This window comes from Actinomycetospora sp. NBC_00405, assembly GCF_036044095.1.
Taxonomy (GTDB): Bacteria; Actinomycetota; Actinomycetes; order Mycobacteriales; family Pseudonocardiaceae; genus Actinomycetospora; species Actinomycetospora callitridis.
The window spans coordinates 5,813,175-5,824,916 of record NZ_CP107938.1; the positions used below are offsets into that span (position 1 = coordinate 5,813,175).

9 protein-coding genes are annotated in these 11,742 nt (G+C 74.7%); 6 read left to right on the forward strand and 3 right to left on the reverse strand.

Annotated features, from left to right (window positions below):
• Window positions 1-131 precede the first annotated feature (131 nt).
• The 3 genes from OG774_RS28695 to OG774_RS28705 all read left to right on the forward strand — a co-directional run bounded on the left by OG774_RS28695 (window position 132) and on the right by OG774_RS28705 (window position 3,183).
• Window positions 132-911, forward strand: a complete 780-nt coding sequence (locus tag OG774_RS28695) for a bestrophin-like domain (RefSeq protein WP_328305725.1) — start codon at window positions 132-134, stop codon at window positions 909-911.
• 131 nt (window positions 912-1,042) lie between these two features.
• Entirely contained in the window at window positions 1,043-2,614 is a 1,572-nt protein-coding gene (locus OG774_RS28700; RefSeq protein WP_328305726.1) for an FAD-dependent monooxygenase, read from the forward strand.
• A gap of 8 nt (window positions 2,615-2,622) precedes the next feature.
• Window positions 2,623-3,183 carry a TetR/AcrR family transcriptional regulator gene (locus tag OG774_RS28705; RefSeq protein WP_328305727.1) on the forward strand — a complete coding sequence of 187 codons (561 nt, stop codon included), beginning with the start codon at window positions 2,623-2,625 and terminating at the stop codon, window positions 3,181-3,183.
• A gap of 5 nt (window positions 3,184-3,188) precedes the next feature.
• On the opposite strand, the gene OG774_RS28710 is transcribed toward OG774_RS28705, so the two are convergent.
• Both OG774_RS28710 and OG774_RS28715 read right to left on the reverse strand, forming a co-directional pair.
• The gene (locus OG774_RS28710; RefSeq protein ID WP_328305728.1) at window positions 3,189-3,710 is read right to left on the reverse strand and encodes an SCO family protein; all 522 of its coding nucleotides are present in this window, start codon (window positions 3,708-3,710) and stop codon (window positions 3,189-3,191) included.
• Window positions 3,707-5,176: a linalool dehydratase/isomerase domain-containing protein gene (locus tag OG774_RS28715; protein WP_328305729.1), complete on the reverse strand. Its 1,470-nt coding sequence runs from the start codon at window positions 5,174-5,176 to the stop codon at window positions 3,707-3,709. Before OG774_RS28715 ends, OG774_RS28710 begins: the two co-directional genes overlap by 4 nt.
• A gap of 133 nt (window positions 5,177-5,309) precedes the next feature.
• Here OG774_RS28715 and OG774_RS28720 point away from each other — a divergent pair, with 133 nt between their 5' ends.
• Window positions 5,310-6,335 (forward strand): molybdopterin-dependent oxidoreductase, encoded by a 1,026-nt coding sequence (locus OG774_RS28720; protein ID WP_328305730.1) that lies wholly within the window; start codon window positions 5,310-5,312, stop codon window positions 6,333-6,335.
• Window positions 6,336-6,526: 191 nt separating this feature from the next.
• Window positions 6,527-7,855: a DUF1254 domain-containing protein gene (locus OG774_RS28725; RefSeq protein ID WP_328305731.1), complete on the forward strand. Its 1,329-nt coding sequence runs from the start codon at window positions 6,527-6,529 to the stop codon at window positions 7,853-7,855.
• Here the strand turns inward: OG774_RS28725 and OG774_RS28730 are convergent.
• Complete coding sequence (locus tag OG774_RS28730) at window positions 7,841-9,145, reverse strand: hypothetical protein (RefSeq protein WP_328305732.1); 1,305 nt, start codon at window positions 9,143-9,145, stop codon at window positions 7,841-7,843. The genes OG774_RS28725 and OG774_RS28730 overlap by 15 nt on opposite strands.
• Window positions 9,146-9,281: 136 nt before the next feature.
• Between OG774_RS28730 and hrpB the strand changes: the two genes are divergently transcribed.
• Window positions 9,282-11,705, forward strand: a complete 2,424-nt coding sequence (gene hrpB / locus OG774_RS28735; RefSeq protein WP_328305733.1) for an ATP-dependent helicase HrpB — start codon at window positions 9,282-9,284, stop codon at window positions 11,703-11,705.
• Window positions 11,706-11,742: the final 37 nt, after the last annotated feature.

Below are 11,742 nucleotides of genomic sequence, written 5' to 3' on the forward strand. Positions count from 1 at the left end.
ACCTCGCACCGTCGTGGTTCCTCCGAATGCCCGCTCGTGCGGGTGCCGGTGCGCACGGAAGGGTGAGTCCGGGACGCGATCGAGGGGGCCGACATGCACGACGGGACGAGGTCCACCGGCGCTCGCCGCCCGTGAACGCCGTGCCGATCTGGCTCATCGGGCTGCTGCTGGTCGTCGTGCTCCCGGCCCTGGTCGTGGCCGCGCAGGTCGGCCTGCGGCGGGTCTGGCCCGTGCTGCGCGAGGGCGACCACAACGAGGTGGCGGGCTTCATCATCGCGGTGGTCGGGGTGATCTACGCGGTCCTGCTGGGGTTCGTCGTCATCGTGAGCTGGGAGAACTTCGCCGAGGCCGAGGACGTCGTCGGACAGGAGGCCAGCGCGCTGCGCACGATGTACCGCGACAGCGTCGCCTTCCCGCCGCCGGTCCGCGAGCAGATCCACGCCGACGTCCGGGACTACGCGGCCGTCGCGGTGGAGGACGAGTGGCCGGCCATGGCGCAGGGCGAGCCCGGTTCCCCCGCGACGGCCCGCGTGCTCGACGAGACGTCCGAGCACCTGGCCACGCTGGTCACCACGACCCAGGACGAACTGCTGTACAAGGGCATCGAGGCCGACCGCTTCAACGACCTGGTCGCCGCGAGGTCGGCGCGGCTGGACTTCGTCGACCAGGGCGTGCCCGCGGTGCTCTGGGTGGCGCTGATCGTCGGCGCCGCCGTGACCATCGGCTTCACCATGATCTTCGGGCTGCGCAGCGCGCTGCTGCACACGATCATGACCGGGAGCCTCACGGCGCTCATCGGGGTCCTCCTGGTCGTCGCCCTGGCCCTCGACCACCCCTTCGCCGGTGATGTCTCGGTCGAACCCGCGCCCCTCGAGCGCGTCCTCGTCGACTTCGGTCGGCCGCCCGCCTGACGGCGCCACCTGGGTGTGCCGCGCGCCCTCCGTGTCCGGTCGAGCACCCGGTGAAGTGCCGCTTGACGCCCTCTGAGCAGGTGTTCTCTACTTGGTTGGGTCACCAAACAAGGGCGCGGAGGACACAGGACATGAGCACCACGGACGGCGTACTGGTGGTCGGCGCGGGGCCGGTCGGGCTGACGACCGCATCCCAGCTGGCGCGGCTCGGCGTGCCGGTGCGCGTCGTGGACGCCCTGCCGGCGCCGACCACCGAGTCGCGCGCGGTGACCCTCCACGCCCGCAGCATGGAGATGCTCGCGGCGATGGGCGTGCTGCCCCGGCTCGAGGCGCGGGGGCGACGCATCCCGGCGATCGCCATGGTCGACGGCCGGACCGGCGAGACGCGGGCGCGCGTCCCGTTCGACGACGTGCCCAGCCGCCACCCCTTCCTGCTCGACATCCCCCAGCCCGACACCGAGGCCGTCCTCGCCGAGCGCGCCACCGAGCTCGGGATCGTCGTGGAGCGCGGGGTCTCGCTGACCGGGCTGTCCCAGGACGACGACGGCGTCGAGGTCACCCTGCGCGGGCCGGGGGGCGAGCGGACGACGCGCGTCGGTTGGGTCGTGGGCGCCGACGGCGGCCACAGCGCCGTGCGGCACCTCGCGGGCACGCACCTCGACGGCGCCTTCCACGGCCAGCACTTCGCGATGGCCGACGTCGACGTCGACACCGAGCTGTCGCCCGACACGATCCGGATGTTCACCCACCCCGACGGGATGGGGATCCTCTTCCCGCTCGCCGGCGACCGTGCCCGCATCATGTTCCTCGTCGACGACCCCGGGGCGGACGCGCCGGACCCCACCCTCGCGCAGATCCAGACCCTCGCCGACGCGCGCATGGGCGGGCGGGTCACCGTGCGCGACCCGCGCTGGCTGACCTACTTCGAGGTCCACCACGCCCAGGTCCCGCGCTACCGCCTCGGGCGCGTCCTCCTGGCCGGCGACGCCGCGCACATCCACAGCCCGGCCGGGGCGCAGGGCATGAACACCGGTATCCAGGACGCCGCGAACCTCGCCTGGAAGCTCGCGCTGGTCGTCCAGGGCCGCGCCGACGCCGTCCTGCTGGACAGCTACCACGACGAGCGACACCCGGTCGGCGCCCAGGTCGTGAAGGCGACGACGCTGCTCACCGACGTCGGCACGGCGCAGGGCGCCGGCGCGGCGCTGCGCGACGCCGCGCTGTTCGTCGTCGGCCACGTCCACCCGCTCGGGACCGCCGCGGCCACGACGACCGCCGAGCTGCGGGTGAGCTACCGCGACAGCCCGCTCTCGGTCCAGTACGGCGGCCACCACCACGGCGCGGCCCGCGCGGGCGAGCACGCCCCGGACCCCGAGGGCCTCACCCGTCCCGACGGCACGCCCGTCGCGGTCGAGGAGCTGGCGGAGCGACCCGGTTTCCTGCTGCTCGTGCGCGGTGACGCCGCCGGACCGGCGGAGGCCCTCGGTGACCTCGGGTCGGTCGTCCGGATCGGCGAGGACGTGTTCGACCCCGAGGACGTCGTCGGCCGCGCCTACGGGCTCGCGGCCGAGGGGCTGGCGCTGATCCGGCCCGACGGTTACCTCGGCCTCGTCTCCGACACCGTCGACCCGGCCCTCGTGCGCCGCTACCTCGCCGACACCCTGCACATCGCCGCGCCCGCCGCCGAGCCGGCGGCGGTCTGAGGGCCGTCGTGACGGCGAAGCCCGACCGGCGCCGCGCCCTCGTCGACGCGGCGCTCGAGGTGATCGGCGAGTCGGGGCTGGGCGGGTTCACCCAGCCCCGGGTCGCCGCCCGGGCCGGGATGCGCCAGAGCCACCTCACCTACTACTTCCCGACCCGTGACGACCTGCTCGTCGCGGTCGCCGAGGAGGCGGTGCGCCGTCGCGTCGCCCTGCTGGCCGAGACCCTGGCCGTCGCCCACGGGAGGGCCGAGCAGGTCACGGCCCTCGCGCGGGTGTTCAGCTCGCCCGAGGACACCCGCGTCCTGCTGGCCCTGACCGAGGCCGCCGACCAGAACGAGGCGGTCCGCGCCGCCTTCGGCGCCCTCGCCGCGGGCGTGGCGCCGCTGGGCGCGGAGGTGCTCGCCACCGCGGGGAGGGACGCCGACCCGGTGTCGCTCGGGCTCCTGCAGGCCACCTCGACGGGCATCGCCGTGCTGTCCCTCGCGCGGGGGAGTGACGTGGCGTTCGCCGAGCAGCTGTTCGCCCTGTTCCTCGACCGGCTCGCCCCGACCCCGTCCGCACCTCCGTGACCCGGTCAGGGTGACGGGCTCGCCCCGATCCCGGCCGCCACGCGCGCGGTCAGCCCGGCGGCGACGGTCGAGGCGTCGGCGGTGTCGGGCCAGTGGTGGGCGAGGTGCCCGTCGGGGCCGACGAGGTAGGTCATCGCGGTGTGCGGGACGGCGTAGCCGTCCGGGTCCTCGGGATCGGCGCGGCGGCGGGCGAACACGCGGAAGGCCCGCTTGGCCGCCTCGACCTGCTCCGGGGTGCCGGTGAGCCCGGTGAAGCGCGGGTACGACGCGGCGAGGAAGCCCCGCATGACCTCGGGGGTGTCGCGCTCGGGATCGACGCTCACGTAGAGCGGCCGGACCCGGTCGGCCACGCTGTCGTCGAGCTCGTCGAGGGCCGCGGTGAGCCGGGTGAGCGCCCGCGGACACACGACGCGGCACGAGGTGAAGCCGAACTGCACCAGGAGCCACGCACCGGGGTAGGACCGGGCGTCGACCGGGTCGCCGTGGTGGTCGACGAGGTCGAAGGCGATGTCGGTGGGCGCGCTCACGGCACCAGCTCGAGGTCGTGGGCCGGCCCGGGGGCGACGTCGACGCGCAGGCCCCCGGGCACCGGGCGTGCCTCGACCCCCCGGCCGTCGATCTGCAGCCGCGCGCCCTCGGGCACACGCCCGACGACGACGGCCGGTTCGCCGTCGCCGGTGCGTCGCAGACGGGCGTGCAGGACCCCGTCGACGACCTCGGCGCGGTGGACCTCGACGTCGCGTCCGACCTCGGTCAGCGCGGGCTCGGTGAAGTGCTCGGGTCCCCACGGGCGCTGGTAGAGCTCGTGCAGCCCGTCGGGGACGTTGAGACGGGCGTAGCCGAGCAGGACGTTGCCCGTCATCGGCTCGACCTCGGTGCGGTGGCCGTCGGCATCGGTCGGGGTGTCGTTGCGCGGGTAGTAGAGGCCGCCGTCCTGCCGGGTCGGCGTCATGAACCGGTCGGCGTGGGCGAGCAGGCCGTCCAGGGTGGCGCGGTCGCCCATCTCGGAGGCCCAGGCGGCGACCCAGCCGGTGTCGCAGGTGTCGGTGATGACGGCCTGGCCCATCACGTTCCTCGCCGGCGCGGAGCGCACCGAGAGGGTGCCGTCCGGGCCGGGGACGAGGAACTCCGCGACCTGGCGCGGGTAGTTCCCCCGCACGAAGTCGCGGTTCCAGGTGTTCATCAGCGCCCCGCACCAGGCGTCGACCCAGGGCGCGAGCATCGCGTTCGGCGCCACGACCAGGCTGTCCTCCAGGATCATCTGGTTGTAGTGCCCCGCCCCGTCGAGGCGCCCGAAGTCGGCCCAGGCCTTCTCGTAGCCGGCCACCACCTCGGTGGCGCGGTCCCCGCCGGTGAGGACGTCGTGCAGCCGGAAGCCGAGGATCGCGGGCTGGTTGCAGATCTGGAACACGCAGTTCGGCTCGCAGGCGACGCCGAGGTAGCCGTTCTCGACCATCTGCCAGTAGAGGTGCTCGTTGAGCGAGTCGCGGTCGTAGGAGAAGCGCTTCTCCTCGCCGCCCCAGAAGAACGACCAGTGCCGGAAGGTCAGCGCGCCGGGCTCGGCGTAGCGGTCCTCGGCGAAGAGGTGGTCGTGCAGCAGGGCGCAGGACTGCACGTAGGCCGAGTACATGATGTTGTCGCGCACCACGGGGTCCCACTCCTCGTGGTAGCCCTCGGAGAGGTGCGCGTTCGCGACCATGCCGCCGCGCGAGACGTCGCGCCAGTAGAGCCAGACGTCGGGCATCAGCAGCTTCTCGATGAGGCGCTGGATCGTCGGGCGGAACAGGCCCGGGGCCGCCGGGAGCCGGTGCCGGTGGGTGAGGGCCAGCCCGTAGATCATGTAGGCGAGCTGGAACCGGTAGCTGCCGAAGTCGTCCTCGCCGGCGCCCTTGCCCTGCATCAGCGACCAGTCGTGCGGCAGACGGCGGGAGAGGTTGTCCCAGTGGCGCAGGTGGCCCAGCTGCGTCTCGTCCAGCACCGACGGCGTCGTCATGCGCCCTGACGCTACGCAGGTCCGGCCCGCCGCCACAGCCGTTCGCGGCGCCGGACCGGATCGTCCTCTGGACCCGGGCCGGCCGGCACCGGAGCCTGGACAGGCCCGTTCGACCAACCCGGGAGGTCCCGTCGTGACCGCCACGCCCATGGACCCCGCGTCGACGACGAAGTGGATCCCCGGCCCGGAGCGCCTCACCGAGCGCGTGACGGCGATCGACGACGTCTACGTCATCGGTCACTTCGGCATCGCCCACGTCGACCGCGAGTCCTGGCGGCTGCGGATCGACGGCGACGTCGCGACTCCGCGGGAGCTGGACCTGCCCGCGCTGCGTGCCATGCCGACCGTCGACGTGCCGGCCGTCCTCGAGTGCTTCGGGAACCCGCTCGAGCCCGGCGTCCTCGTGCGGCGGGCCGCGAACGTGGTGTGGCACGGCGTCCCGTTCGCGGCGCTGCTCGAGGCCGCCGGCGCGGCCCCGGCGTCGGCGCTGTGGGCAACGGGCGCCGACGCCGGGGTCTTCGCCGACGTCGCGTGCACCGAGTACCGCAAGGACGTGCCGCTCGAGGTCGCCCGCGAGCGCGGGATCGTGGCGCTCGGGATGAACGGCGCGCCGCTGGACGACGAGCACGGGGGGCCGGCACGGTTCGTGGTGCCCGGGTACTTCGGCACCAACAACGTCAAGTGGCTCCGCACGCTCACCGTCGCCGACCGGCGCCCCGAGCACCTGTTCACCACCCGCCTCTACCAGCGCACCGTCCCCGGCGAGCTCCGGCCGCAGCCGGTGCGCGACCTCGACGTCACCAGCGTGATCACAGCCCCGGTCGAGGGGGCACGCGTCGGCGCCGTCGAGGTGACCGGCTGGGCGTGGGGCGCATCGCCCGTCGCGTCGGTCGAGGTCGGCGTGGACGGCCGGTGGCGTCCGGCGACCGTGGAGGCGCGGGGCGAGCACCGGACGTGGCAGCACTTCGCCCTCGCGCTCGAGCTGCCGCCGGGCGAGCACGTGCTCGCGGCCCGCGCCACCGACGCGCAGGGGCGCGTCCAGCCCCTCGACGCGGCGCGCAACGCCGTGCACGAGGTGCGGGTGGTCGTCGACGGCGCTCCCGACGACCGCCTTCCCGACGACGGGCACTGCATCGCCGGTGAAGACCTTCGCCGGTGATCGCCCAGAGCCGGGCGACGGACGTCGTCTGCCCCGGCTACCTGCCCGCCCAGGTCGACGCGTCCACATCACGCGGGTGGGCTGAGCGGGCCGGTCGAACTCGACTCACCCGCTCAGGACGAGGCCACGACGCCGGGCGCCTCCCTACCGTGCGGTGGTCAGGGATGCGGCCGAGTGCGGGAGGCCATCGGGTGGACGCCGGACCGGACGAGCTGAGGGCCACGACGGCCGACGCGTTCGTCTACGCCTACGCGATGCTGTTCAACTACAAGACCCTCTACGAGCAGGCCGTGGACGAGACGTTCCCCGGCTACGTCGGAGGCTTCGGTCGGTTCCGCCACTACGACCGCGTCTACACCCCCGCCGACACCGACATCGTGACGGCCAACAACGACACCCCGTACTCCTGGGCGTGGCTGGACCTGCGCGCCGAACCGTGGGTGCTGACGGTGCCGCCGGTCCCGGGGGACCGGTACGTGACGTTCCAGTGGTTCGACCTGTTCACCTACAACTTCGCCTACGCCGGTGTCCTCAGCACCGGCCGGGCCGGGGGCCGCTACCTGTTCGCCGGCCCGGGCTGGGACGGGGACGTGCCCGAGGGCATCGACGGGGTGTTCCGGTCCGAGACCGAGTTCATCGGCTGCCTGGGTCGCACCGGCCTCGACGGACCGGACGACCTCCCGAACGTCGAGGCGCTGCAGGAGCACTACGGGCTCGCGCCACGGCACGCGGTGGTCGGCACCGCGCCGCCCCCGCCTGCGCCGGCCGTGGACTGGCCGGTGTGGGACGAGCAGCGCGCCCTGAGCCGCGAGTTCATCGCCTACCTGAACTTCCTGCTGCAGTTCTGCCAGCCGCCCGACCCGTCCGAGCGGGAGCTCATGGCCCGGTTCGCCCGCGCCGGCATCGGTCCGGGGTGGTCGTTCGACGCCGCGTCGCTGACCGACGAGCAGCGAGCCGCGCTCGACGCCGGCGTCGACGACGGGCGCCGTCGGCTGGACGATGCCATCCACGCCACGCACTCCTCGGTCGGGCTCTTCGGCAGTCGCGCGAGCCTGGGCCAGGACTACCTGCGTCGCGCCACGGCCGCGGCGATGGGCATCTACGGCAACAACGTCGAGGAAGCGATCTACATCGGCTGGCACGCCGACGAGCAGGGCCGGCCGTTGACGGGCGGGGACTCGTACACGGTGCGCTTCCCGGCCGACCGGCTCCCGCCGGTCAAGCTCTTCTGGTCGATCACCATGTACGCGCTCCCGAGCCGCCTGCTGGTCGACAACCCGATCGACCGGTACTCGATCGGGGACCGCACCGACGGCCTGGTGTTCGGGCCGGACGGCTCCCTGACCCTGACCGTGCAGCACGACGAACCGTCCGCGCCCGAGGAGCGGGCCAACTGGCTGCCCGCGCCGGCCGGCGCGTTCACCGCGATCTTCCGTCTCTACGGACCGGAACCCTCGGTGATCGACGGCACCTGGCAGGAGCCCCCGATGACCTCCCGGACGCGATCACCGCGCGGCTGACGTCCCCGGTTCCGCCGTCTCCGTCGTCGGCCCGGGCGTCGAGGCGCCGCTCGCCCGGGCCTGGTCCGCCTCCCGGGCGAGCGCCTGTGCCTCGGCGTTCGACTGGAAGTCGGCGAGCTCCTTCATCAGGGCCCGGCGAATCTTCGGCTGCTGGGACAGCGCGACCGCGACGATGGTCAGGAGGACCCACATCGAGGCGCTGCTGACGATGACGAAGATCGCCGGGAGGATCGCGCTCCCCAGGCGCGCCGCCCACTCCTGGGCCGCGAACACCCGCCAGAGCAGCATGATGTTCACGATGTAGCCGATCGCGTAGGACACGGCGAAGACGATCGCGAACTGTTTGAGGGTGCCGTCCTTCCGGCGGCGCAGGATCGGCTCGTCGCGGATCGGCACGATCACCGACAGGACGTTGCCGACGCCCAGCCAGAGCAGGATGAACGAGATCATCAGGGCGCAGGCCTTGAAGAACGCGTCGAGGTTGCCGGCCCGCCAGGCGAGCAGGCCGCTGAGCAGGAAGCCGATCGGAGCGACGAGACAGACCAGGGCCAGGTTCTTGGTCACCAGCAGGTGCCACAGCCGCGCGCCGCTGTCGAGAGCGGCCCGGACGCGCATCGCGTCGAAGCTCATGGCGTTGAGGCAGACCGCGCCGCCCATGACGACCGAGATCGCCCACAGCCCGAGGTAGGGCAGCCACGCCTGGGCCCTGTCCCACTGGAACACCCGGATGAACCCGAGGTAGAGCAGGCCCAGCGCGAGGCCGATCGCCAGGCTCTTGAGGAGCGAGCGCGGCTTGCGCGCGAGCATGTACACGATCTCGCCGCGCACGCCGTTCGCCAGCGCGGGCCCGTGCCGGGTGACCGCGTTGCGCCCCTGCAGCGGGGAGTGGCCGTCGATCGCCTCCGCGCCGGGCTCGGCCTCACCGGCGTCGATGCGGGCGAGCCGGGCGTCGAGGACCGCGAGATGCGCTTCGAACAACGCCAGCCGCGCGACGGTCACGGCACCGGCGGCCTCCGCCTCGGCGCGCGCGGCGTCGGCGTGATCGACCGCCGGAGGCGGCGCGCGGCGGAGTCCCTCGTCGAGGAAGGCGTCCCGGAGACGGGCGCGCCGGTCGCTCAGCACGGGCCCGGGGGAGAGCTTCTCCAGCTGGTGCTGCTCGGTGATGGCGCCCTCCACACGGCGCCGGAGAGCGTCGACGTCCTCGCGTTCCTTCCACCTCGACGCGAGGGCGGTCCGCTCGGCGGCACCCGCGCGCTCGACGAGCTCCGTCAGATCCTCCACAGCGGACATCGCGACTCCTCGGACGACGGCGGATCGCGGCGGAGGCCTCGCGGTCCGCCCTCGGCGTCGAGACAAGCGGTCCCGGCCGACGCCCGCATCACCCGGCTCGGATGATCCGGGCCGTCCGACTGGTAGACCGGCAGGTGTGATCGACGAGGTCGACCTCGACCTGCCGGTGCGCGCGGCGCTCCCGGAGCTCGAGGCCGCACTGGACGAGCGCGGGGCCGCCGTCCTCGTCGCCCCGCCCGGCACCGGCAAGACGACGCTGGTGCCGCTCGCGCTGGCCGGGTCGGTCCGCGGGCGGGTCCTCGTCGCCGAGCCGCGCCGCGTCGCGGTCCGCGCCGCGGCCCAGCGGATGGCGTGGCTGCTCGGCGAGCCGGTGGGCGGACGCGTCGGCTACGCGATCCGCGGCGAGCGCCGCACCGGCCCGGAGACCCGGGTCGAGGTCGTCACGACGGGGCTGCTCGTGGCCCGGCTCCAGCGCGACCCGGAGCTCGCGGGGGTCGGCGCCGTCGTCCTCGACGAGTGCCACGAGCGCCACCTCGACACCGACCTGGCGCTGGCCTTCGGCGTCGACGCGCGCGCCGCCCTGCGCCCGGACCTGCGCCTGCTCGCGACGTCCGCCACGGCGGCCGCCGACGACCTGGCCGTCGCCCTCGACGGACCCGTCGTCACCGCCCCCGACCCGATGCACCCCGTCGACGTCGTCTGGAGCCCGCCCCCGCGTCCCGTCCCGCCGCCACGCGGGATGCGGGTGGAGCCGGCGTTCCTCGACCACGTGACCGCGGTGGTGCGACGGGGGTTGGGTGGGGCGAGCGGCGACGTGCTCGTGTTCCTGCCCGGGCGCCGGGAGATCGACGACGTCGCGCGCCGCCTCGGCCGCGTGGATGCCGAGGTGCTCACGCTGCACGGCGGGCAGGACGCGGCGCACCAGGACGCCGTGCTGGGCGGCGGCTCCGGCAGGCGCCGCGTCGTGCTCGCGACGTCGATCGCCGAGACGAGCCTGACGGTGCCGGGGGTGCGGGTCGTCGTCGACGCCGGGCTCTCGCGGCGGCCGTGGACCGACCACGCCCGTGGCCTCGACGCCCTGGTCACGGTGCTCGCGTCCCAGGCGTCGGCGACCCAGCGCGCCGGGCGCGCGGGCCGGGAGGCCGCCGGCACGGTGTTCCGCTGCTGGTCGGAGGCCGAGCACGCGCACCGCGACCGCGACGACGACCCGGAGGTGGCGCACGCCGACCTGGCCGGCTTCGCGCTGCAGCTCGCGCGGTGGGGCACGCCGGACGCCGCAGGGCTGGCGCTGCTCGACCCGCCGCCGGCCGTGGCGTTCGACGCCGCGCGGGAGGTCCTGCGCGGGCTGGGGCTCGTCGACGAGGGCGGGCGCATCACCGAGCGGGGGCGGTCGGTGGCGACGGCCGGCGTGCACCCCCGGCTCGGTCGCGCGCTGCTCGACGGCGCGGAGGCCGTCGGGGCGGACACCGCGACCGAGGTGGTGGCGCTGCTCGCCGCCGACGTGCGGGGCGACTCCGACGACTTGGAGGAGCTCCTGCGCACGGCCCGGGCCACGAACGATCCGCGGTGGCGGGCGGAGGTCCGGAGGCTGCGCCAGGGGACCCGGGCGAAAGGGCCCGGTCGTCGGAGCAGCGACGCGGGCGCGGCCTCCGTCGTCGCCCTCGCCTACCCCGACCGCCTCGCCCGGGCCCGCGGCGCCGACGCCGGCGAGTACCTGACGACGGGGGGCACCGGGGTCGAGCTGTCCGCGGGGTCGCGGCTGCGGGGCAGCCCGTGGATCGCCGTGGCCGACGCCGTGCGCGGTCCCGGCGACCGGGTGGCGCGGGTGCGGCTCGCCGTGCCCGTCGACGAGGACCTCGCGCGGGAGGCCGCCGCGGGCTGGTGGCACGACGACGCGGTGGTGGCCTGGGAGGGGGGCGACGTCGTGGCGGAGCGCCGCGAGCGCCTCGGCGCGATCGTGCTGGCCCGCCGGCCACTGGCCCACCCCGACCCGGCGGCGGTCGCGGCCGCGGTGCGCGACGGCCTGGCCGCCGAGGGGCTCGGGCTGCTGCGCTGGGACGACGCGGCGACGGCGCTGCGGGCCCGGCTGGCGTTCCTGCACGCGGCGCGCGGCGACCCGTGGCCGGCCGTCGACGACGAGGCCCTGCTGTCCCGTCTCGACGAGTGGCTCGACCTCACGCGGATGCGCCGCCGCGCGGACGTCGCGCGGGTGAAGGTCGCGTCCGCGCTGCGCCACCTCGTGCCGTGGTCGGAGGCCGGCCGGCTCGACGAGCTCGCGCCGACCACGGTCACGACCCCGTCGGGACGCAGCGTCCGCGTCGACTACACCGACCCTGCGGCGCCCGTCGTGGCGCTCAAGGTCCAGCAGGCGTTCGGGTGGGAACGGGCCCCCGTCCTGGCCGGCGTCCCGGTGGTCGTCCACCTGCTCTCGCCCGCGGGACGTCCGGTGGCGGTGACCGCCGACCTCGCGTCGTTCTGGGACTCCGGCTACCCGCAGGTGCGCGCGGAGCTGCGGGGCCGCTACCCCAAGCACGCGTGGCCGGAGGACCCGAGGCGCTGACGGCAGTGGTGCCCGATGGAGGTACCCACGCCACCAG